The sequence below is a fragment of the Bradyrhizobium guangdongense genome (assembly GCF_004114975.1).
GTDB lineage: Bacteria > Pseudomonadota > Alphaproteobacteria > Rhizobiales > Xanthobacteraceae > Bradyrhizobium > Bradyrhizobium guangdongense.
Window position 1 is genome coordinate 6,673,571 of record NZ_CP030051.1, and the last position, 20,729, is coordinate 6,694,299.

The window sequence follows — 20,729 nt, forward strand, 5'->3', positions numbered from 1 at the left end:
GTTGCAAAGCAAAGGCGGCGTCAAACTCGTGTGAGCCGTGGTCTTGCGGGGCGCGCGAAGGCAACCGCGAGGGCAAACTCAGCCTTTGACTGATCAGCCCTGGCGAGCCTTGAAGCGGCGCTGCACCTTGTTGATCACGTAGACCCGGCCCTTGCGGCGGACCAGGCGGTTGGCGCGATGGCGACCGCGCAGCGACTTCAGCGAGTTACGGACCTTCATGGCAGAATCCTGGACGTTCGAAAGGCCGTGTTCGGCACACCCGTTTCGGCACGCGCGAATGTGGCAAAATGAGATCTTTCCCGCTGGCGGACCAGCCGCCCGGGACGGGGCGGTTCTTAGGGCATCGCGGGCGGTGGTGTCAATGTTAACTGCCGCCTTCCGCCCAGGCAAAATCGTGAAAACAACCCCATGCACAGTAGATCAGGCCGGATCGGCCCAATCCAGCCTATCCGAGGCCAACCCCGCCAAAGACTTTTGCGGCCTGCGGTTTCCCCTTCAGCAACGCCTTGCCAAATTCGTTATATCCTATAATCAATTTGACAACCCGTCGGGAGGACACAAATGCCGAAGCTGAAGCTGCCTGATATCGACAAAGTCGTCGCCATCGACATCCATACCCATGCCGAGGAGCCCTGCGGCTGCCATCCCGACGACGGCTATGACGACTTCCAGGCCCAGATGGCCGAGTACTTCAAGTCGCCCAACAAACATCCGCCGACCGTGCCGGAGACCGCGGCCTATTACCGCGCCAAGAACATCGCCGCGGTGATCTTCCCTGTTGATGCCGAGCGCGAGACCGGCTTCCGCCGCTACAACAATTACGAGATGATCGAGGCCGCCTCCGACCATCTCGACGTCCTCATCCCGTTCGCCTCGATCGACCCGCACAAGGGCAAGCTCGGCGCACGCGAGGCGCGCAAGCTGATCGAGGAATACGGCGTGCGCGGCTTCAAATTCCACCCGACCATGCAGGGCTTCTACGCCAACGACCGCATGGCCTACCCGCTCTATGAAGAGATCAACAATGGCGGCGCGATCGCGCTGTTCCACACCGGCCAGACCGGCGTCGGTTCAGGCATGCCCGGCGGCATGGGTATGCGGCTGAAATATTCCAACCCGATGTACATGGACGACGTCGCGGCCGATTTCCCCGACCTCAAGATCATCCTTGCCCACCCCTCCTTCCCTTGGCAGGAAGAGGCGCTGTCTGTCGCGACCCACAAGCCGAACGTCTACATCGACCTCTCCGGCTGGTCGCCGAAGTACTTCCCGCCGATCCTGGTGCGCTACATCAACTCGATTTTGCAGGACAAGATGCTGTTCGGCTCGGACTGGCCCGTCATCACGCCGGACCGCTGGCTGTCGGACTTTTCCAAGATCGAGATCCGTGACGAGATCCGGCCGAAGGTGCTGAAGGCCAACGCGCGGAAGATTTTGGGGATCTAGCGGAAGATTCTCGGGATCTCAGAAGTCCCAGCGACCAGCGCTGATGTCCGCCCATCTGCGGACGTCAGCGCGATCAGTTCACGCTTGCCAGATAGCCGGCCAGAATCGTCCGGCTCTGGCTGAGCGTCTCGATGCGCTCGTCGATCAGGCCGACCTGCTCGGTGAGTATTTTTCGCAACTCGTTGCACGGCGTGAAGGTCGGATCATTGTTGCGCACGCAGGGCAGCAATTGCTTGATCGTCTGGAGTGTCATCCCGGCCGCGCCGAGCATCTTGATCCGCCCCACGGTTTCCTCTTCGGCGGGGCCATAGTCGCGATAGCCACTATCGGTGCGCTGCGGCGCAAGCAGTCCTTCGCTTTCGTAATAACGCAGCATTCGAACGCTGACTCCCGTCCTCCGGGAGAGCTCGCCTATTTTCATCTGGAAACCTCTTGACCCTCACAGCGCTGTCAGACCTTACAGACTCTGCTCATCCAGGTGAATGCCACTTGAGAGGGAGCCACCATGAAAGCCTACCATTTGAACAGCCATGCCGGAGCTGCCCGCCTCGAACCCGTTGAGGTCGGCAGACCCGAACCCGGCGAAGGCGAGGTTCGCATCCGCGTCGAAGCGACCAGCTTGAACTACCGCGACCTGATCACCCTCGACCGCGCGGGACAAAGCGGGCTCAACGGCCGCGTGCCGCTCTCCGACGGCGCGGGAATCGTTGACGCGATCGGCTCCAATGTCGCGCAATGGCACGTTGGGGACCGCGTCGCCGCCTCGTTCTTTCGCGATTGGGTTTCGGGGCCGTTCAAGTCCAGCTACGTTTCGTCATCCCTCGGCGGCAACACGACCGATGGAATGCTCGCGGAGTATGTCGTGCTGCCGGCCGCGGCGCTCGTCGCCGTGCCGGCGCATCTGTCTCTGGTCGAGGCGGCAACCTTGCCCTGCGCGGCTGTCACAGCCTGGCACGGCCTGATCGCGCGCGGCGGGATGTGCAGGGGCGACACGCTGCTGGTCCAGGGAACAGGCGGCGTCGCGCTGTTCGGCTTGCAATTTGCGGCTGCGCTGGGCGCACGCGCGATCGTCATCTCATCCTCGGATGAGAAGCTCGCCCGTGCCAAGGCGCTGGGCGGCTCGACCCTGATCAACTATCGCGACACGCCCGACTGGGATGTCGCCCTGATGAAGGCGACGGACGGGAAAGGCGCCAGCCACATTCTCGAACTCGGCGGTCCCGGCACCTATGACAGGTCGCTGCGTTCCGTCGCGTCGGGCGGCAAGATCGTTCAGATTGGCGTCCTGACGGGGTTCGGCCCGAAACCGGACCTTGCCCGTCTGCAATGGGAGAACGCCGACATCATCGGAGTCACCGTCGGATCGGTCGAACATTTCACGGCGATGAGCAGCTTCCTGACTGAACATGCAATCCACCCGGTCGTGGATAGAATCTATGGCTTCGACGACCTCCTTGACGCCTATGAACACCTGCGGAGCGGCTCACGCTTCGGCAAGATCGTCGCGACGCTTTAGAAAACGGACGGCTTTGCGCCGAACCTGGTTCGCATGTTCGCGCCTTCGTAAGCTGGGCGGTGCTGGCCGTGCGAGCGCTTGCTTTGCTCGTCGTGCATGGCTGAACGCGGGACGGTCTAAAAGTGCACGTCAGTTGTGGCTGCCTACTCGGCGGCGTCCTGGAGGGTGCGGATTTGCTCAGCACGCCGTGCCAGTTCATCGTAACTCTTCGCCACCTTGCGCAGGGTATCCTTGGCTTCGCGATGCTCGGCGTTATCCGCCTTGGTTCGGAACTCTTCCGCCCGACTGCGGAAGGGTGTGTAGCTGCGCTCGATGCCCATGGCGCCAATCCGAATTGACTGGTTCATGTCATGAATCGACCGCCGGTCCAGGGGTTCCCGCCACACGCAGCGATACAGCTAAGGTCTAATGTCCGGCAGAGGTGGGCGCGAGGTGGGACAGAACAGAAGAGCCCTGCAGATTCGCGATCCAAGTCCGCCCTGGATCACAAGCCGCGGACCGCGTAGTGGCAGGCTTCCGCTGTGCTTTGGTAAGCTGACGATGATGCGCACTCCTCCCAGCGGAGCTCTTGTGACCACCAGCGCGCGAAAGGACAGCCCATGAGCATCAACGCCGTTGTCTTCGACGCCTACGGGACGCTTTACGACATCCAGTCGGTCGCCGAGATTACCGAGGAGGCGTTTCCCGGCTATGGCGAGATCATCACGCAGGTCTGGCGGATCAAGCAGCTCGAATACACCTGGCTGCGCTCGTTGATGCGGCGCTATCAGGACTTTGCTTCCGTCACCCGCGACTCGCTCGCCTATACGCTGCGCGTGCTCGGGCTTGCCTATGAGAACGAAGCCTTCGAGCGGGTGATCGAGAAATATCTGCATCTCGATCTCTATCCCGACGCGACGGCCGCGCTCGCGGCGCTGAAGCCGCGAAAGCTCGCCATCCTCTCCAATGGCAGCCCGGAGATGCTGAACGCGCTGGTGCGCAATTCCGGGCTCGACCGCCTGCTCGATGCCACCATCAGCGTCGATGCCAGGAAGATCTTCAAGCCGAGCCCGCAAGCCTATGAGCTGATCGGCGAGGTACTCGGCACCGCGCCTGATGAGGTGCTGTTCGTATCGTCCAATCCCTGGGACGTGGCGGGAGCAAAGTCGTTCGGGCTCAACGTCGCCTGGATCGAGCGGGTGACGCCGGAGGCGATGGCACTGGCTTGCGTCGAGACCGAACTCGTGGCACCGCTCACCATGTTCAAGGCGATCCGCACCCAGATGGACGAGCTCGGCTTTTTGCCGGATCATCGCGTCCGTTCGCTCTCGGAGCTGCCGGGGATCATCGCCCGCCCGTAAGTCTGGAATGAGCTGACTGGAATGAGCCTGGAATCCGTTCGCGCCTTCTTTGCCGAGAAAGCCCCCGACATATCAGTGATGGAATCCCCGATCAGCTCGGCGACCGTCGCGCTCGCCGCCGAAGCCTATGGCGTCGAGCCCGGGCGGATTGCCAAGACGCTGTCTTTGCGGATCGGCGAGCGCGTCATCCTGATCGTCGCCGCCGGTACCTCGCGGATGGACAACAAGAAAGTGAAGGCGCAGTTCGGCGGCAAGCCGAAGATGCTGGGGCTGGAAGAGGTCGCCGACATCACCGGCCACGAGGTCGGCGGCGTCTGTCCGTTCGGTCTGAAGTCACCACTGCCGGTCTATTGCGACGTGTCGCTGAAGGCGTTCGACGTCGTGGTGCCGGCCGCGGGCTCGACCCACAGCGCGGTGCGCATCACACCCGAACGAATGGCGGAGCTGACCGCGGCCGAGTGGGTCGATGTTTGCGAGCACAAGCCGTAGACGACGCTAGTCATCCTCGTCGTAAGGCCGCGGCTGCGCAGGTGGCGGCGGTGCGCTGTTATAGCGCGGCGCCGGCGCGGCGCGATTGCGCGGGACCTGCTGTTGTGGCGGCATCTGGTTGTTGGACTCGAACACAGCGCGGCAGCCGGTGGAGAGTTGCGGCGTATTCTGGCGCAGGCAGGCGGTGATTCGGCCGACATCCGGAATCTGATCGCTGCACAGGCGCCAGACGTCAGGCGTGCAGGCCATCTGCTGCTCCATGGTTCCGCGATATTCCTCGGCGGCGGCGCTCTGCGCGACGATGCCGCCGATCGCAAGCGCCACACCCAGCGCAATCCGCTCTGTTCGCATGGTTCTGATCCTTCCCGATGTCCCTCGAATTCTCATCAATCAATGAGACGCGGGCAGGTTCGGAACCAACAAAAAAATGTGAAGGTTGGGCAGGAACCTATTCCACCCGACCGATCTTCTTGACCGCCGCGATCAGCCGCGCGCTGTCGGCCGCAACGAACTCTGAAAATGCCGGCGCATCCTGATAGGCGACGAGGCTGCCCGAGGCCTCGAAGGTCCTGAGCACATCCGGGCTCGTCATCACCTGCGCCATCGCCTCGCGCAGGCGGCTCGCGATCGGGGCTGGCAGCGCGCTCTGTGCAAACAGCCCGGCCCAGATATACATCTCGACGTCCTTGTAGCCGAGCTCCTGGAAGGTCGGCACGTCCGGGAAGCTCGCGATGCGCCGCGCGCCGCAATTGGCGAGCACGCGCAGCTTGCCGTCGTCGACCTGCGGCTTCAGCGTGCCCGGCGCCGCCGCGATCGCCTGCACAGTGCCGCTGAGGATCGCGGTTAGCGCGGGACCTGCGCCGCGAAACGGCACGTGCAACAGCTTGATGCCGGCGCTGGCGGCGAACATTTCCATGGCGACATGCAGCGTGCCGTAGGGGCCGGACGAGCCATAGGTGATCTGGCCCGGACGCTTCTTTGCATCCTCGATGAACTCCTGCGCCGTCGTCCACGGCGCCGAGGCGGGCACCGCGAGCAGCGTGGGATCCGCCAGCACGCGCGCGATCGGCATGAACTGCGAGACTTCATAGGCCGCGGGCCGGTCGAACAGCCGGTCGGCTTCGGGAAGCACTGCCAGCGATGACAGCGTCATCAGCAGCGTGTAGCCGTCCGGCTCGGCGCGCGCCGCAGCGGCGTTGCCGACCGAACCACCGCCGCCGCCGGCGCGGTTGTCGACGATGACGGGCTTGCCGAGAATCCGCTCCAGCGCCTGCGCCACCGGACGCGCCGCGAGATCGGCTTGGCCGCCGGCCGGGAACGGCACGATCATGGTGATATTGCGCACCGGATAGGTTTGCGCGAAGACCTGCTCCGGATACGCCGCCCGCAACAACGGCAATGCGGCAATGGCGCGCAAGACGTCACGTCGATTCATCGCAGCCCCCTCCCCCTGGCTTCTTGCTTCAGCCTCAGCCTAGCGCGACGACCGGCAAGAACAAGCCGTTTACGAAGCGTTAGCCATGTTCGCCCGGCTCAGGAACGCATCCCCGCAGGCTCCGTTGCCCTGCCAAGGAGTGCGCCATGGGAAAATTCGCGACCATCGACACCGCCCTCGACGAGATGCTGGTGAACCTGGCGGCGATCGTCCTTCGGCTTTCGAAGCCCGAAATGACGCGAACGCCGGAGGCACGGCGGGCCCTGACGCAATCCGTCCATCAATACGCTGTATGCGCCGCGCGCTCGACCGATCCGCGCGTGCATGAGTTGAAGACGCAGCTCGAGCAGACGCTGAAGCCGAACCTGCGCATTGTCGCTATCGATGGGATGAAGGTGTCGTAGTCCAACACCGTCCTTGCGAGGAGCGAAGCGACGAAGCAATCCACGCTGCCTTGACGGAAAGATTCTGGGTTGCTTCGCTGCGCTCGCAATGACGGAAGTCGTTGAGGCCGGTCGCTTTACGACGCCTTCGAGCTCTTCCTTCCCCGCCGCTTGCAGGTGCCCGGGAGCTTCGCGGCGAGGAAATCGCCGAGCGCTTCGACGCGTGCGGGGCGCGGGCCGCCGGGCGGGGTGACGAGATGCACGGCGCCTTCGGCCTGCTTCCAGTCCTTCAGGATCACTTCGACGGCGCCCGATGAAATGGCGTCGCCGACGATGAATTCGGGCAGATCGGCGATGCCGAGACCGGCGACCAAAGACGGCATCACCGCTTCGCCGTTGTTGACGCGAAGCTGGCCGCCCGGGCGGACGCTCGCCTGCTCGCCGGCCGCGTTGGTGTAGTGCCAGACGTTCGGCGTGGAGAGATAGGCGTAAGCGAAGCATTTGTGCTGGGCGAGATGCATCGGATGCGTCGGCCGGCCGTATTTCTTCAAGTAGGACGGCGCCGCCACGGTGAAGCGCGGCATGGTGAAGAGCCGGCGCGCGATCAGCGAGGAATCCGGCAGCCGCGCGATCCGCACCGCCATGTCGAAGCCCTCGCCGATGAGATCGACGCTCGCATCGCTCAGATGCAGATCGACCGAAACCTCCGGATAGGCTTCGAAAAACTCGGGGAGCAAAGGCGCCACCGCCTTGATGCCGAACGTCATGGGCACCGCGAGCCGCACCAGCCCGCGCGGCGCCACCGATTGCGCCAGCGCTTCGTTCTCGGCCGCCTCGCCGTCGGCGAGCAGGCGCGCGGCGCGGTCGGCAAGCTTGTGTCCGGCATCGGTCAGCGCGAGCCGGCGCGAGGTGCGGTTGAACAGCCGCGCCCCCAGCCGCTCCTCCAGCCGCGTCACCGCTTTCGAGACGGTCGCCTTGGACATGGTGAGCTCGCTCGCAGCCCCCGCAAACGAACGTAGCTCCACGACCTTGGCGAAAATCGCGAGCGCCTCGAAATCGGGGAGTTTGGCCATGCCGCGGTCCAATCCGGGTATTTAGGGAAACAATGAGTTTCGACAGTTTCTATTTCTATACCACAGGCGGGAGCTTATCCAAGGGGTCATCAGGAACAAGACGCCATCATCCAACCCAAGGAAACACACCCATGATCGAACTCAGACCTTTCGCAAAGCTCGGCGGTGCCGATCACGGCTGGCTCAAGGCCAAGCACCATTTCTCCTTCGCCAGCCATTACGACCCGAACAACATGGGCCATGGCGCGTTGCGGGTATGGAACGACGACGAGATCGCGCCGAACACCGGCTTTCCCGCCCATCCTCACGCCAACATGGAAATCATCACCTATGTGCGCGAGGGCGCGATCACCCATCAGGACAGCCTCGGCAACGAGGGCCGCACCGAAGCGGGCGACGTGCAGGTGATGAGCGCCGGCAGCGGCATCCGCCACTCCGAGTACAATCTCGAGCCGACCAGGACGCGGATCTTCCAGATCTGGATCGAGCCTGTTGCGCGCGGCGGACAGCCCACCTGGGGATCAAAGCCGTTTCCGAAGGCGAACCGCTCCGGCAAGCTCGTCACCATTGCGAGCGGCATCGAGGGTGACACCGACGCGCTGCCGATCCGCGCCGACGCGCGGGTGCTGGCGACCACGCTGAAGGCCGGCGAAAGCGCCGAGTACGAACCGCAGAAGGCGCGACACCTCTATCTCGTGCCGGCGGCTGGCGCGGTCGAGGTCAACGGCGTGCGCGTCAACGCCCGCGACGGCGCCGCGATCCGCGACGAGAGCAAGCTGAAGATCACGGCGCTCGAAGATTCCGAGCTCGTGCTCGTCGACGCGGCATAACGACACTGCAGCAACCAGCAATCAAACTCATCCCAACGGAGACCACCATGACCAAAGTTCTCGTCCTCTATTACTCCGCCTATGGCCATATCGAAGCGATGGCCAATGCCGTCGCCGAAGGTGCGCGCGAAACCGGCGCCACCGTCGACATCAAGCGCGTACCCGAGCTGGTGCCGGCGGAGGTCGCCAAGGCCTCGCATTACAAGGTCGATCAGGCCGCGCCGGTCGCCAAGGTCGAGGACCTCGCCAATTACGACGCGATCATCGTCGGCACCGGCACGCGCTTCGGCCGCATGGCCTCGCAGATGGCGAACTTCCTGGATCAGGCCGGCGGGCTCTGGGCCAAGGGCGCGCTGAACGGCAAGGTCGGCGGCGCCTTCACCTCGACCGCGACCCAGCATGGCGGCCAGGAGACAACGCTGTTCTCCGTCATCACCAATCTGCTGCATTTCGGCATGGTGATCGTCGGCATGAATTACGGCTTCGCCGGCCAGATGAAGCTCGACGAGGTCACGGGCGGCGCGCCCTACGGCGCCACCACGATCACCGGCGGCGACGGCAGCCGCCAGCCCAGCGCCAACGAGCTCGCCGGGGCCCGCTATCAGGGACGAGTGATCGCAGAGACTGCCAAGAAACTTCACGGCTAAGCTGCACGGCTGAGCACGCGCTCGGGCTGCATTTCCTAAGGAAATGCCGCCCGAGCTCTCAGGCTCGCGTGATGTCCGCGTGAGGCGGAATGCTCTCAACCGGCGCAGAGGCAGGCGCGGTCGACAGCCACCAGCCGTCGCCGGCGAACCAGCAGGTGTCGTCGGGCGCGTCGCCTCGCCGCAGCGACTGCACGCGCTCCCACCCCTTGGCGAATGCCTCGGCCAATCGGCGCGCGGCATCGGCATCCTGAAGCCCCGCACATCCGATGAACTGGGCCCGGCTGAGGAATTTGGCCGGCCAGGCCGTCCCCTGCTCCGGCCGCGTGATCATCAACATGCCGCCGAGCATGCCCTCGGGCGCCAGCGGAAACACCAGCCGCCCGCCCGGCCGCAATGCCTCGAGCCATTCCGTGGCCGGCTGCGCGGCGCCCGCACAGACATAGATCACGTCGACCTCAGGGAGATCGGACGCAATGCCCGAGCGCTCGCGCAGCTCGACCGTGGCGATATGTTTCAGATTCTCGCGCGCAAGCGCCGCCAGGCGTTCGTCGATCTCATAGCCGTAGACGCGGCCATTGGGTCCGACGAGCTCGGCGAGGATAGCGGTGTAATAGCCGGTGCCGGCGCCGATCTGGAGCACGGTCTCGCCCTCTTTGACGCCGCCGCCGCTGAGCCAGTAAGCGTGCGCGCCGGGCATGCCGATGTTGATGCCGCGCGCCGGATCCAGCGCCAGCAGCACGTTCTGATACAGAAAGGCGGGATCGTCGTCGGGCGTCACGACATAGGGATGGCCGCCCAGCGTGATCGACCACGGCCCGGGGCCGGCGAAGGGTTCACGCCTGACGGTGCGAAAGGCCTGCTCGAGGCGAGGGTCCGTGGCCTTGGCCGCGGCGCAGATCAACTGCGCAAAGAACGCGCGAAGTTTTCCCGAACGATCGTCCATGTCGCCTCCTGGCTGCGGAGGCGACGATAGCACAATCAATGCGATATGCGAGTGACGCCGGCAACCGGCAGGCGCCGAAGGCTCTAGCGCGCGCCCTTGCCCATCGCATGCGCGACGAAGGCGGCGAGCCGCGGATGGCGACGGAGGCCCTGCGCGGCATGGTCGCGCAGGACATAGGGCAGCCCGCGCCAGGACAGCGCGATGCTGACGTCGGTCAGCGGCACCGGCTCGGCGCCGAAGCGGCGCTTGTAATCGTGGTTGCCGATGCTGAGATCGAAGCGCCGCACGCCCTGCGCATGCAATGCCGCCATGGTGCGCTCGGTCACGAGCAGCCCGGGCGAGCAATTCGCCCATGGCTTGCCGGCATGGCCGATGCGCAGCAGATAATAGGTCGCGCCGTATCTGACGCCGAGCGTGGTGGCGACGATGCCCTCGTCGCAAACGAGCGCCGAGATCACTGCATAACCCTCGGCGACACCCTGCCGCGCCACCTCGCGATAAAACGCGGCATAGGCTTCGTCGTTGAGGACGAACCGCGAGCCGAGCTGCTGCATGCGCTCCTGCTGCTGGACGTCCATCACGTCGAGCAGCTCGCGCGCGCGGGCAACCTCCGTGGCAATCTCGAAACGCGCGCCGGCATGCCGGCTGAACACGCGCCAGCAGCGCGGCATCTGCATGCGCTTGATCGATGCCTGATAGGCCGCATAATCGTCGCCGGTCAGCACGAGATTGCCGTTGAGCGAGCAGGAGCCGAGCCGGCCGAGCGACACCAGCGGGTTCGGCCTCGCGCCGACATAGGCCGGCATCTTCTTCAGGCGCAGCAGGTCGAAGCGGTCAGGCAAGGCGCGCAAGGCATCGACCAGCGCGGCGCTGATCGCCTGTGCACCGGCCGCATCGAAACTCGCATCGGACGCCATGATCGGCGCGTTGTTGTCGGAGACGCCGAGATCGGCAAACTCGACGACACGGATGCCGCGCCGCGTGTGCGTGAACATCGGCACGACAGCGATGTCCCTGCCGGTCGTCGTATCGGTGATGACCGCGATCAATGGCGCGACGCCGTGAAAGGCCTCGTACCAGGCGCCAAGCCAGTACCCATGCTGAAACGCGGTGCGATGGCCGTCGTTCAGGCGCAACGCGGCCTGTCGCCAGTCGCGCAGGAAATCGACCGAGATTCCCCTCGTGCTGGACACCCGGCCGTCTAATTGCTCCACACTGAGAAACGCCATTCGCTGGGCATACGGTTACTGAAGATTTCCTGTTAGATTATGTTTTGCACAGACCACAAGTTACGTTGCTGCTTATCGTTAAGTGGATGCCGTCCGGCCGCGCGCCTGCGACAGTCTGTCAGTGCTCGGGTTCCATTTGTGCGACGCATTGGAACCTGGCCAGGAAATGCAAGCCGGCAACGGCGAGCGCGAACATGAACCAGACCGGATTCTGTCGTTCGAGCAGGAAGGTTTCAGTCGTCCCGAAATACAGGCCGAACAGCCAGATGGTCAGGAACAGCTTGCCGAGCGCGTTGCTGCGGTTGTGCGCCTGGGTCTTCTGGAAATTGCGCAGCGGCGCGAGCACGAAGATGAGGACGACCAGGAGCAGGCCCGGCAAGCCGATGGTGACCGCGAGGTCGAGATAGCTGTTGTGGCTGTGGGCCGCGGTCACCGCCCATTCGGAGCCCTTGGCGGTCTGCCGCGCGGTGACGTCGTCCCAGAACGCCGCATAGCCATGGCCGACGATCGGCTTTTCCGCCACCGCCGCGAGCGCGAACTCCCAGATGTCGGATCGGCCGGTGAAGGTCGGATCGACCGGAAGCATGCGCGTGACGCTGCCGAGCGCCGGGCTCATCACGCTGCCGACCGTCAGCAAATTCATCACGATCAGCGGCACGAAGCAGATGGTCCGCTTCAGCCACAGGCTTTTCGTGACGTAGACCAGCGAGGCCAGGGCATAGATCGCCAGGCACAGCACCGATGACGTCTTGCCGCCGGTGAAGACCAGGAAGATGCCGGCCAGCAGCGCGATGGCCGGCCCCATCACGAAGGAGCCGACGGCGGAGAGATAGATGCCGACATAGACCAGAATGGTCATCACCGGCGAGGCGACGTTCTTGTGGCCGAAGCTGCCGCGCCAGTCGCCGGCGAGCTGCGGCTCGGTGATGTCGAGCGCGCTGTGGATCGAATATTGCGGCGCGAGGATAACGCCGAGATAGCACACCCCCAGCAGCACCAGCGCAGCAGCGCCGAGGCAGAGGTTGAAGCTCCGCTGTGTCGGCGGCAGCAGCGGCAGGATCACCGCAAGCGAGGTGACGCTGGCCGCGAGCACGAATCGCTGGATCGAGACCTCGCGGCTCTCGGACAGGAGGACGTTGATCAGCATCCAGCCGACGAGACAGAGATGCAGCGGCGTCACCAGCGTCCTCAGCGAGGGTGCATCGGTGACGAGAACGAACAGCATGCCGACCGCAGCGAGCAGGCCGAAGGTGATGTAGTTCAGCGCCATGCGCCCGCCGACGACGTTGGCGACGTCCTCGCTGCGCAAATCGGGGAACGGATCGAGCGTGATCATGACCAGCAGCACGGCCGCCACCACGATCAGGCAGCGCGCCACCTGCACCACGTTCAGCCCGGCAAGCTCATCGCGGAGCGCATGGCCGAACGAGCGGGCCTCGACGTCAGTCATGTCTGCGGCGCTGCGATCCATGCCTGAAGGCCTGACCGGACGATGGGGAACCTTCTCTCGGTCTAGCCCATCCCCGTTAACCATCCGTCAACCAGCATGCCGGAGGCGGCAGGAGCCTGGCTCTGCCGCGCGACGCTGCGCGCGATCTCGTAATATTGCAGCGCGCGCTGCTCCAGCGTCAGATTGTCCAGGATGTAGCTGCGCGGATCGAATTTGCCGGCGCTGCAGCCGGCCCAGAAATCGGACCAGCTGTCCTCGAAGCCATTGCGGTCCGTGAATGTGAGGCCGCAGCGATCGTCCCAATAGGGCACCGACGACACCGGCTCGAACCGGACCCGGTGCGGATAATAGTCGGGATCCGGCCACGGGCCGCCGGGGTTCCAGGCGAACACCGGCACGCCGCAGGACAGCGCCTGCTGATAGGCGATGCCCTGGCTTTCGTTCTGGCACAGGAAGATCATCGCGCGCGAACGCGCCAACGCGGCTAGATAATCCTCCTCCTTGTAGCTGCCGTAACGCAGCTCGGTGAACGAGCGGCCTTCCTTGATCAGTCGCGCACGCACCGGCTCGACCAACTCGGAGACGTGCCGGTCGCGATCCCAACTCACCTTGTCGTAGAGCAGCACATCGACGGTCTTGTCGCGCGGTCGCGACGGCGCCCACAGATCGGTGTCGATGCCCACCGGCCAGGCCTCCGTGTCCGGCCAATGCGGCCGGTACATCTCGGCGTACCACGGGCCGGGCACCAGGAATTTCTTCACCGGCAGCCGCTTGAACAGGTCGGGATCGTCGAACGGATGGTTGTAGGCGGCAACGCCGAGCAGGATCGGATTCTTCCATGCGAATTTGTTCAGCAGGAAGGCACGGCCGATGATGCACGCCACCTCTTCCGGATGCTGCGCGATATAGCGGTAGTCGTTGACGCGGTAGCGGATGCCGAGGCGGTCCAGCCCTGCGCAGAGGTTGAGGAACACGCGCAGCTGGCCGCTCATGCGCGGCTCGCCGAACAACATCCTGCGCGCCATGCGGCGCAGGTGCCGGTCACCCGGAAACCAGCGATCGTCCTTGTCCTCGTAGAACAGGTTGAGGACCATGTCGTCGGGATCGTAGTCGAACGTCTTTGCGGGCACTTGCATCCATCCGGGGCATCAGGGCTCCGCATTCTCGCATGAGACCGACCGCCGCACTCCTCGAAAGCTGCGACAGACTTAACGCCGCAGGGTTTAACGCTAATCTACGAAAGCGACGGCGCGACGGCCTTCGCAACAACGATTTGAGCGTTATGTGAGTATCATTGCTGGCGGGATCGCGAAGCGGTCCGGTTAACGAACTCTTAACACGACGAGCCATCCGCTTGCCCCTCGACGAGGCCATGCTCGACGCTCCGACCGCCGCGCCCGCGGCGACGGAAGCGCGCGCGACATCACCTCGGGTATCGGTCATCATCCCTGCGAAGAATGCCGCGGCCTATATCGGCGAGACCATCGCCAGTGCGCTGGCGCAAGACGGCGTCACCGAGGTGATCGTCGTCGACGACGGCTCGACCGACCACACGCTTGCCATCGTCGGCGCCGTCCACGATCCACGGCTGCGCGTGATGAAGAACGACGCCAGCGGCGTATCCGCGGCGCGAAATCTCGGCGCCCAACGCGCGCACGGCGACTGGCTGATGTTCCTGGATGCGGACGATCGCCTGCGGAGCGACGCGGTGGCATCGCTGCTGGCGGCAGCGAAGGCCGCGCCGCGTGCGGTTCTGGTCTATGGCGATTACAACACGATCGACAGCGCGGGACGGTCGATCGGCCGGCGCGATCTGCTGAAGCGGCGCCTCAAGCCCTCGGGCGACGTGCTGGCGCGTCTCGCCGGGGGCAATTTCATCGTCAATGGTGGCATCATGCTGATCCGCTTCGCGGCCTTCCGGGCCAGCGGCGGCTTCGACGTCTCGCTGCGCTATTGCGAGGACTGGCATTGCTGGTGCCGCCTGGCCGCGCTCGGCGAGTTCGCCTATATACCGAAACTCCTGCTCGACTATCGCCTGCATACGGCCAACACGATGAACGCGGCGGTGCGGACCCCGCAGGATTTCTTCCCGGCCGTCGCACGCGTGTTCGACGATGAATTGATCCTTGCGAAGCTCCCCGCCGGGGCGGCGCCCAGGCTGCGGCAGGCGGCTGAAATCCATCTCGTCACCTATGCGGCGATGCAGGCAATCCGCTTCGGCCGGTATCGCCAGGCGCTGTTCTATCTCGGCATGGTCGGCCAGCGGTCGCTCAAGGCGATGCCGCGGTCCGCGATCAGGATCGTGTTGTCCTATTTTGGACTCTAGCGGCGGACGCGTCAGGCGACGATCTTCGAGGCCTCATAGGGCTTCGGATCGTAGCCGAACGCCGCGAGTGCGGAACCGACGGCCACCAGCACCGGATGCATCGCGACCACGGCTTTCGATGACGTCAACAGACGGGCGGAGCGCACCAGTGATAGCGGCAGCCGCACCAAGGTCTGTGCAAACACGCGAAGGCGCGCCGCCGCGCCCTGCGCGGCCTTGAACTGCACACGGTAGTTGATCACCCCGATGCGCAGACCGCGCCTGGCGATCCAGCCGAGGCTGGTGCGGCTTTGCGGCACGGTTTCGGTAATGACGGCCTCCGCGGTCCAGTGGAAGATCATGCCGGCGTCCCGGCAGCGCGTGAAGAAATCGCAATCACCGCCGCCGAGGAAATTGAAGCGCAGATCGAAGGCGGGACTGCCGAGCCGGTCGAACGCCGCACGCGTGATCAGGCAATTGCCGCAGCCATAGATCATCGGCACCGGACCGGTGTAGTCATAGGCAGGGCAGAAGGCGGGATGGCGCGCAAGCCACGGCTGGCTGTCGTCGTCGAAATCCGGTTGCACCGGCCCGCCGACCACGTCGGCCCCCGTCGCCTCCGCGGTACGAACCATCAGCTCGAGCCAGTCCGGCGAAGCGATCTCGTCGTCGTCGATCATCAGGAAGCGGGTGGCGGCGGGAAACAGCGCCTGCGCCGTCTCGAACGCGGCATTGATCGCCTGGCAATTGCCCTGCCGCTTCTCGACGATGCAGATGCCCTGGAGCTTGCCGGCAGCGAGGTATTGGGCCGCGACTGGCGCGCTCGCGCGCCCCGTCGCGTCATTCTCGACCATGACCACCGCGAAGGAGCGAGGCGTGCGCTGGTTGACGAGAGAATCCAGTGTCAGCCGCAGATGGGCGGGGCGGCGGAAGCAGGGAATGCAAACGACGATCCCGACCGACAAATCGATGACGCGCGAGCTCGCAGCGATCTCCCTGTTGGGATCGCGTACTGCATCTGAGATCCGCGCGGCGGACAGGTCGGTCGGGATCAGGGTCATGACGTTCTAGATGTCCGAGATTGATTGAGAAAGCCCTGCCCCGATCGCATACATCGACGCCGTCCCGCGACGGCACAGCCCGTCAGGACAAGTCCGTCCCAGAATGAGCAAGCAGCCAAGGCGCCGGATGCGCGCCCCGCTGCCGCTGTGTCGCAATACAGACCGATCGCCACGCGTTTAACCGCTTTCCCGTATTTTTCCCGGGTCGTGCTACGCATGTGGTACTGCAATTCGCAGTCCATGACCCGCGAACGACCCGACATGGACAATGCTGTAGTTAACGCATGACCGCATTAACCCAGCCGTAAGCACCACGACCGGTGACACGGCGCGGCATCGGTTTTGCTCTTCGGGCATGAGAGCCTCCTCTTGTAATTTAGGTCGAACAAGCGCGGTCCAAGAAAAATGAACAAGTCAGCCACGATCGATTTCGCAACGGCTTCCAATATTCCCGTGCAAACCCAGGCCCTGCTCCAGCTGGTCCCTGGCGAGGCCCGCGACAGCCTGCTCGCCATTCACGAGGTGCTGCGCCAGGAGTTGCCGCAAGGCCGGCTTGCGATCTACGAGGCAGGAGGCGGCTCTTCGAGCTTCCTTCCCATGGACGTGCTCGGCCGCAGCCACGTCACCGTCGTCGACATCGACGAAGACCAGGTCCGCAACAACACCTACGCCGACGACGCCATCCTCGGCGACGTCCAGACCTATCGCTTCGCCCCCGAAAGCTTCGATGTCGTGATCTGCTACAACGTGATCGAGCACCTGCCCGACGTCGGGGCGGCGCTGCTGAACTTCCGCGATGCGCTCAAGCGCGGCGGCATGATCCTGATCGGCGCGCCCAATCCGCGCTCGCTTTCGGGCGTCGTCACAAAATACTCGCCGCACTGGTTCCACGTCTGGTTCTACCGGAACATTCGCGGCATCAAGACCGCGGGCCTGCCCGGCGAAGCGCCGTTCCCGACTTTCTTCCATCCGCTGGTGACTCTGCCGAAGCTCGAGGCGTTCGCCGCCGTCCATGGTCTCGAGACGATCTACCGCCGCGAGGTCGAGAGCCCGCGCTATCCCGAGATGCGCAAGCGCAAGCCGCTGTTCGCCACTCTCGTCGACGCCGGTGCCATGCTGTTGAACGCCGTGCTGCCTGGGGGCACCGACGTCCGCCGCGGCGACTATCACATCATCCTGCGGAAGCGCTGACGGTCATGCGCGCGCAGCCCGGCCATCAAGCCACGATGCCGAACGCGCGCGTGCCAATGGGCACGCAGGGTAACGAACCGTTAATCACTGAGGGATTGCTGCCGCCGAAGCGTCACAACGACGCGGCACACGACAAGCCGCGCTTAAACGCTTTGTTTGCCATTTCGGTGAATAGTCCCTCAATGAGTATGGTTAATTTTCCCTGTTGCGTTGATTGCGCGCCTATATCCCAGGTGCAAGGCGTAAAGCGAAGAGTAACCCCTCAGCCCGCGGCCGTTGGAATGAAAGCTGGGGACGATGCTTGACTATAGCCAGCCGATTGATCGGGCCAGAAATCCGACCGTCTCGGAGGCCCCGCGGCAGAAATCAGAGGCCAGCTTCAACGTGCTGGAGCTCGTCAGCCTGCTATGGCGGCGCAAGATTGCGATCGCATCGGCGGCACTGATCGGCGCGTGCCTCGCCGTCACAATCGGCAAGAGCCTGACGCCCCGCTATACCGCGACCGCCCAGCTTTATGTCGACCCGCGCGAGCTTCAGCTCGTCGATCGCGAGCTCACGCCGCGCGCGCAGGACGTCTCCGGCATGTCCATGGTGGTGGAGAGCCAGGCACGCCTGATCACCTCCAACAGCGTGCTGCTGCAGGTGATCCAGCAGGCCGGCCTCGACAAGGATCCGGAATTCGGCGGGGGCGACGGCAAGACCCTGACTTCGTCCCTGCTCGGCTTGATCGGTCTCCATCTCCGCGCGCCCTCGGCTGCGGAGACCAGGGAGGTGCAGCTCGCCGCCCTCGATGCGCTGAACAAGCACATCACCATTCGCAAGACCGAGAAGAGCTTCATCGTCGATATCGAGGTCTGGTCGATCGATCCGGCGAAAGCGGCGATGCTCGCCAATACCCTGACCAACGCCTACCTCTCGGAATCCCGCAACTCCCAGGCCCTGGCGGCGCGGCGCGCCACCAGCGAATTGTCGGGTCGACTGAAGGAGCTCCGCGAGCGGCTGCGCAATGCCGAAACTGCCCTTGCCACCTACAAGGCCCAGAACAATTTCGTCGGCACCCAGGACTCGCTGATCTCCGATCAGCAGCTCTCCTCCAGCAACCAGCGGCTATCCGCGGCCCGCGCGGCGACGATGGACGCACAAGCGCGGCTTGACCAGATCGAGGCGAACAAGCGGACCGCGGCGGACGCCGGCGCGATCCCCGAAGCGCTGCAATCCCCGACGATCGCCAACCTGCGCGCGCAATATGCCGATGCCCGCAAGAAATATGCGGAGCAGACCGCCGAGCTCGGCCCGCGGCACCCGGCCCTACGCCAGACCGAAAAGCAGGTAGAGGACCTCAAGCGCACCATCAACGAAGAGATCGAGCGCTTCGCGCTGTCCGCCAAGAACGATTTGACCCGCGCCCGCGACTACGAGGCCTCGCTCAACCGTGCGCTGGAAGTGCAGAAGCGGCAGAGCGTGCAGCTCAGCCAGGCCGCCGTGCGCCTGCGCGAGCTCGAGCGCGAGGCCGACGCCAGCCGCGACGTCTATCAATCCTTCCTCAAGCGCTCGCGCGAGACCGAGGAGCAGGAAACCCTGAACACCTCGGCCGCCCGCGTGATCGGCGAGGCCACGGTGCCGCAGCGGCGCTCGTTCCCGCCGGCCATGAGCCTGTTCGCGATGATCGGCTTCATCTTCGGCGCGCTGGCTGCCGCCTCCTGGTTTGTCGCAGCCGAGCATCTGTTCAACGGCGCGAGCGCGCCTGAGCCGAGCCGCCGCGACCGCACACCGGCGCCTGAGGTTACGAAAGCTGAGGGGGAAGCCGCAGCACCGCCACCGGCGCTTGCGTTGGTGGAGAAACCGCTGATCGCCCGACTCCAGGAGGCCGACGTGATCCGCACGCTCGGCGCCATTCTCGCGACCGGCGGCGGTGTCGACCTGACCCGCATCGGCTGGCCCACGCTGCGCCCCGGATTTCCGCTGACGACGCTGCTCAATGCCTTGCGCGACATGCGCGCGGCGATGGCCCGCCGCGCCGGCGGCAAGACCATGCCCGTGATGGCCCTGGTCGGCGCCGGCGACACCACCGGACGCAGCGTGACCGCGCTGAATTTCGCGCTCGCAGCCGCCCGTGACGGCAGCCGCGTCCTGATGATCGATGCCGACCATCAGGCGCACACGATCACCAACAAGGTCAATCGTCCGGGCAAGAGCGAGCCGGCCAAGCTCGGCTGGCTCTCGATCGGCAGCAAGGCCGCGCGCGAGATCAAGACCCTCAACGGCATCTCGGTGCTGCCGGCGACCGAGAGCGATGCCGGCAAGGCCGCCGACGCCATCCGCAAAGCCATCGCGCAGGCGCGCTCGGCCGGCGGCTACGACCTCGTTATTCTCGACGGCCCGGCAATGCCGCTCTCCGCGGCCGGCCGCAAGCTGCTCGATGGCGTCGATGCGCTGGTGGCGGTGCTGCCGACCAGCCTCGACATCAACGACAGCATGGAAGAGATCCTGACCGCGCTCGGCGGCGCCGAGCGCAAGCTCGTCGGCGTCGTGCTCGACGAGCTCACCCCCGCAACTCAAACGCGCCAGCGAGGCAAACAATATGCTTGAGCGCCGCGTCAATCTTGACGGTCGGGCCGCAACCGCCGAGGTGCCACGGATCACCGTCGGCGGCCTTCGCATGGCCGCACTCGACCTGGAAGCGACCGCCGACTTCATGATCGAGGCGACCGATCGGAGCCACCGCATCGGCCGGCCGCTGTACCTGACCTCGGCCAATGGCGAAGTGCTGGCGCGCTGCTCGACGGAGCCGCAGACCGAGCGCCTGTTTCGCGCCGCCGATCTGATCAATGCCGACGGCCAGCCGCTGGTGGCGGCCTCGAAGCTTCAATCCTGGTTTCCGCTGCCCGAGCGCGTCGCCACCACCGACCTGTTCCACGTCGTGGCGCGCAAGGCGGAAGCCGCCGGCCGCACCTTCTACATGTTCGGCGCCAGCGAGGCGGAGAACGAAGCGGCCGTCAAACGCGTACAGAACCTGTATCCGAAGCTCAGGATCGTCGGGCACAGCCACGGTTATCTTCGTGGCGAAGCGTTGCGCGCCAAGGTCGAGGAGATCAACGCCCTCGCTCCCGATTTCCTGTGGGTCGCGCTCGGCGTGCCCAACGAGCAGGCTTTCGTCGAGGAATACACACCGCTGCTGACCAATGTCGGCGTCATCAAGACGTCAGGCGGCCTGTTCAACTTCCTGTCGGGCAGCCGCGCGCGCGCGCCGCAATGGATGCAGAGGCTCGGGCTCGAATGGGCATGGCGCACCTGGCTCGAGCCGCGCCGCCTGTTCTGGCGCTACCTGACCACCAATCCCCGCGCCATCTATCTTCTCTTTAGCCGAAACCGCGCCCTCAATCGCTGAGTA

22 protein-coding genes are annotated in these 20,729 nt (G+C 64.8%); 11 read left to right on the plus strand and 11 right to left on the minus strand.

The genetic code is table 11. From position 1 onward, the window contains the following. Positions 1-93: 93 nt before the first annotated feature. Positions 94-219 carry a type B 50S ribosomal protein L36 gene (ykgO, locus tag X265_RS31945; RefSeq protein ID WP_006611362.1) on the minus strand — a complete coding sequence of 42 codons (126 nt, stop codon included), beginning with the start codon at positions 217-219 and terminating at the stop codon, positions 94-96. Between the two features lie 342 nt (positions 220-561). Here ykgO and X265_RS31950 point away from each other — a divergent pair, with 342 nt between their 5' ends. Further along, positions 562-1,446, plus strand: a complete 885-nt coding sequence (locus X265_RS31950) for an amidohydrolase family protein (RefSeq protein ID WP_092288720.1) — start codon at positions 562-564, stop codon at positions 1,444-1,446. A 73-nt stretch (positions 1,447-1,519) separates the two neighbouring features. On the opposite strand, the gene X265_RS31955 is transcribed toward X265_RS31950, so the two are convergent. Then, the gene (locus X265_RS31955) at positions 1,520-1,867 is read right to left on the minus strand and encodes a MerR family transcriptional regulator (RefSeq protein ID WP_128968431.1); all 348 of its coding nucleotides are present in this window, start codon (positions 1,865-1,867) and stop codon (positions 1,520-1,522) included. 84 nt (positions 1,868-1,951) lie between these two features. Here X265_RS31955 and X265_RS31960 point away from each other — a divergent pair, with 84 nt between their 5' ends. Then, entirely contained in the window at positions 1,952-2,962 is a 1,011-nt protein-coding gene (locus X265_RS31960; RefSeq protein WP_128968432.1) for a zinc-dependent alcohol dehydrogenase family protein, read from the plus strand. A 143-nt stretch (positions 2,963-3,105) separates the two neighbouring features. On the opposite strand, the gene X265_RS31965 is transcribed toward X265_RS31960, so the two are convergent. Further along, entirely contained in the window at positions 3,106-3,309 is a 204-nt protein-coding gene (locus X265_RS31965; protein WP_128968433.1) for a hypothetical protein, read from the minus strand. 252 nt (positions 3,310-3,561) lie between these two features. On the opposite strand from X265_RS31965, the gene X265_RS31970 reads away from it, so the two are divergent. Beyond that, positions 3,562-4,302, plus strand: a complete 741-nt coding sequence (locus X265_RS31970; RefSeq protein WP_128968434.1) for a haloacid dehalogenase type II — start codon at positions 3,562-3,564, stop codon at positions 4,300-4,302. Positions 4,303-4,323: 21 nt separating this feature from the next. Continuing rightward, on the plus strand, positions 4,324-4,791 hold the full coding sequence (locus X265_RS31975) for a YbaK/EbsC family protein (RefSeq protein WP_128968435.1): 468 nt from the start codon (positions 4,324-4,326) through the stop codon (positions 4,789-4,791). A gap of 6 nt (positions 4,792-4,797) precedes the next feature. Here X265_RS31975 and X265_RS31980 read toward each other — a convergent pair whose 3' ends face one another. Continuing rightward, positions 4,798-5,142, minus strand: a complete 345-nt coding sequence (locus X265_RS31980; protein WP_128968436.1) for a hypothetical protein — start codon at positions 5,140-5,142, stop codon at positions 4,798-4,800. A gap of 97 nt (positions 5,143-5,239) precedes the next feature. After that, the gene (locus X265_RS31985) at positions 5,240-6,226 is read right to left on the minus strand and encodes a tripartite tricarboxylate transporter substrate binding protein (protein ID WP_128968437.1); all 987 of its coding nucleotides are present in this window, start codon (positions 6,224-6,226) and stop codon (positions 5,240-5,242) included. A 146-nt stretch (positions 6,227-6,372) separates the two neighbouring features. Between X265_RS31985 and X265_RS31990 the strand changes: the two genes are divergently transcribed. Then, positions 6,373-6,630, plus strand: a complete 258-nt coding sequence (locus X265_RS31990; protein ID WP_128968438.1) for a hypothetical protein — start codon at positions 6,373-6,375, stop codon at positions 6,628-6,630. A 116-nt stretch (positions 6,631-6,746) separates the two neighbouring features. On the opposite strand, the gene X265_RS31995 is transcribed toward X265_RS31990, so the two are convergent. Then, on the minus strand, positions 6,747-7,682 hold the full coding sequence (locus tag X265_RS31995) for a LysR family transcriptional regulator (RefSeq protein ID WP_128968439.1): 936 nt from the start codon (positions 7,680-7,682) through the stop codon (positions 6,747-6,749). Between the two features lie 131 nt (positions 7,683-7,813). Between X265_RS31995 and X265_RS32000 the strand changes: the two genes are divergently transcribed. Together X265_RS32000 and wrbA are read left to right on the plus strand one after the other, a co-directional pair. Next, complete coding sequence (locus X265_RS32000) at positions 7,814-8,512, plus strand: pirin family protein (protein WP_128968440.1); 699 nt, start codon at positions 7,814-7,816, stop codon at positions 8,510-8,512. A gap of 47 nt (positions 8,513-8,559) precedes the next feature. Beyond that, positions 8,560-9,159, plus strand: a complete 600-nt coding sequence (gene wrbA / locus X265_RS32005; RefSeq protein ID WP_128968441.1) for an NAD(P)H:quinone oxidoreductase — start codon at positions 8,560-8,562, stop codon at positions 9,157-9,159. Positions 9,160-9,217: 58 nt separating this feature from the next. Here the strand turns inward: wrbA and X265_RS32010 are convergent, their stop codons facing one another. From X265_RS32010 to X265_RS32025, 4 genes are all read right to left on the minus strand, one after another. Further along, on the minus strand, positions 9,218-10,102 hold the full coding sequence (locus tag X265_RS32010; protein ID WP_164938894.1) for a protein-L-isoaspartate O-methyltransferase family protein: 885 nt from the start codon (positions 10,100-10,102) through the stop codon (positions 9,218-9,220). A gap of 83 nt (positions 10,103-10,185) precedes the next feature. Continuing rightward, on the minus strand, positions 10,186-11,331 hold the full coding sequence (locus tag X265_RS40850; protein WP_164938895.1) for a GNAT family N-acetyltransferase: 1,146 nt from the start codon (positions 11,329-11,331) through the stop codon (positions 10,186-10,188). Between the two features lie 118 nt (positions 11,332-11,449). Beyond that, a complete protein-coding gene (locus X265_RS32020; protein WP_128968442.1) occupies positions 11,450-12,802 on the minus strand; it encodes an O-antigen ligase family protein in 1,353 nt (450 codons plus the stop codon). Positions 12,803-12,843: 41 nt separating this feature from the next. Further along, entirely contained in the window at positions 12,844-13,911 is a 1,068-nt protein-coding gene (locus X265_RS32025) for a glycosyltransferase (protein WP_164938896.1), read from the minus strand. A gap of 242 nt (positions 13,912-14,153) precedes the next feature. Between X265_RS32025 and X265_RS32030 the strand changes: the two genes are divergently transcribed. After that, positions 14,154-15,107, plus strand: coding sequence for a glycosyltransferase (locus X265_RS32030; RefSeq protein WP_128969487.1), 954 nt, complete (start codon positions 14,154-14,156; stop codon positions 15,105-15,107). A gap of 11 nt (positions 15,108-15,118) precedes the next feature. On the opposite strand, the gene X265_RS32035 is transcribed toward X265_RS32030, so the two are convergent. Next, complete coding sequence (locus tag X265_RS32035) at positions 15,119-16,147, minus strand: glycosyltransferase family 2 protein (protein ID WP_128968444.1); 1,029 nt, start codon at positions 16,145-16,147, stop codon at positions 15,119-15,121. Between the two features lie 405 nt (positions 16,148-16,552). Here X265_RS32035 and X265_RS32040 point away from each other — a divergent pair, with 405 nt between their 5' ends. From X265_RS32040 to X265_RS32050, 3 genes are all read left to right on the plus strand, one after another. Then, complete coding sequence (locus tag X265_RS32040) at positions 16,553-17,338, plus strand: class I SAM-dependent methyltransferase (RefSeq protein ID WP_128968445.1); 786 nt, start codon at positions 16,553-16,555, stop codon at positions 17,336-17,338. Between the two features lie 297 nt (positions 17,339-17,635). Continuing rightward, the gene (locus X265_RS32045) at positions 17,636-19,927 is read left to right on the plus strand and encodes a GumC family protein (protein ID WP_128968446.1); all 2,292 of its coding nucleotides are present in this window, start codon (positions 17,636-17,638) and stop codon (positions 19,925-19,927) included. Continuing rightward, positions 19,920-20,726 carry a WecB/TagA/CpsF family glycosyltransferase gene (locus X265_RS32050; RefSeq protein WP_128968447.1) on the plus strand — a complete coding sequence of 269 codons (807 nt, stop codon included), beginning with the start codon at positions 19,920-19,922 and terminating at the stop codon, positions 20,724-20,726. The genes X265_RS32045 and X265_RS32050 overlap by 8 nt, the downstream gene beginning before the upstream one ends. The last annotated feature ends 3 nt before the right edge of the window (positions 20,727-20,729 follow it).

Excerpts from the sequence above, each read along its gene's own strand:
- X265_RS32035 (WP_128968444.1), bottom strand. The coding sequence starts at position 16,147 with ATGACCCTGATCCCGACCGACCTGTCCGCCGCGCGGATCTCAGATGCA.
- X265_RS32050 (WP_128968447.1), top strand. The coding sequence starts at position 19,920 with ATGCTTGAGCGCCGCGTCAATCTTGACGGTCGGGCCGCAACCGCCGAG.
- X265_RS32045 (WP_128968446.1), top strand. The coding sequence starts at position 17,636 with ATGCTTGACTATAGCCAGCCGATTGATCGGGCCAGAAATCCGACCGTC.
- X265_RS32030 (WP_128969487.1), top strand. The coding sequence starts at position 14,154 with ATGCTCGACGCTCCGACCGCCGCGCCCGCGGCGACGGAAGCGCGCGCG.
- X265_RS31985 (WP_128968437.1), bottom strand. The coding sequence starts at position 6,226 with ATGAATCGACGTGACGTCTTGCGCGCCATTGCCGCATTGCCGTTGTTG.
- X265_RS40850 (WP_164938895.1), bottom strand. The coding sequence starts at position 11,331 with ATGGCGTTTCTCAGTGTGGAGCAATTAGACGGCCGGGTGTCCAGCACG.
- X265_RS32010 (WP_164938894.1), bottom strand. The coding sequence starts at position 10,102 with ATGGACGATCGTTCGGGAAAACTTCGCGCGTTCTTTGCGCAGTTGATC.
- X265_RS31950 (WP_092288720.1), top strand. The coding sequence starts at position 562 with ATGCCGAAGCTGAAGCTGCCTGATATCGACAAAGTCGTCGCCATCGAC.
- X265_RS31965 (WP_128968433.1), bottom strand. The coding sequence starts at position 3,309 with ATGAACCAGTCAATTCGGATTGGCGCCATGGGCATCGAGCGCAGCTAC.
- X265_RS31960 (WP_128968432.1), top strand. The coding sequence starts at position 1,952 with ATGAAAGCCTACCATTTGAACAGCCATGCCGGAGCTGCCCGCCTCGAA.
- X265_RS31995 (WP_128968439.1), bottom strand. The coding sequence starts at position 7,682 with ATGGCCAAACTCCCCGATTTCGAGGCGCTCGCGATTTTCGCCAAGGTC.
- X265_RS31970 (WP_128968434.1), top strand. The coding sequence starts at position 3,562 with ATGAGCATCAACGCCGTTGTCTTCGACGCCTACGGGACGCTTTACGAC.
- X265_RS32040 (WP_128968445.1), top strand. The coding sequence starts at position 16,553 with ATGAACAAGTCAGCCACGATCGATTTCGCAACGGCTTCCAATATTCCC.
- X265_RS31990 (WP_128968438.1), top strand. The coding sequence starts at position 6,373 with ATGGGAAAATTCGCGACCATCGACACCGCCCTCGACGAGATGCTGGTG.
- ykgO (WP_006611362.1), bottom strand. The coding sequence starts at position 219 with ATGAAGGTCCGTAACTCGCTGAAGTCGCTGCGCGGTCGCCATCGCGCC.
- X265_RS31955 (WP_128968431.1), bottom strand. The coding sequence starts at position 1,867 with ATGAAAATAGGCGAGCTCTCCCGGAGGACGGGAGTCAGCGTTCGAATG.
- X265_RS32020 (WP_128968442.1), bottom strand. The coding sequence starts at position 12,802 with ATGGATCGCAGCGCCGCAGACATGACTGACGTCGAGGCCCGCTCGTTC.
- X265_RS31980 (WP_128968436.1), bottom strand. The coding sequence starts at position 5,142 with ATGCGAACAGAGCGGATTGCGCTGGGTGTGGCGCTTGCGATCGGCGGC.
- wrbA (WP_128968441.1), top strand. The coding sequence starts at position 8,560 with ATGACCAAAGTTCTCGTCCTCTATTACTCCGCCTATGGCCATATCGAA.
- X265_RS31975 (WP_128968435.1), top strand. The coding sequence starts at position 4,324 with ATGAGCCTGGAATCCGTTCGCGCCTTCTTTGCCGAGAAAGCCCCCGAC.
- X265_RS32000 (WP_128968440.1), top strand. The coding sequence starts at position 7,814 with ATGATCGAACTCAGACCTTTCGCAAAGCTCGGCGGTGCCGATCACGGC.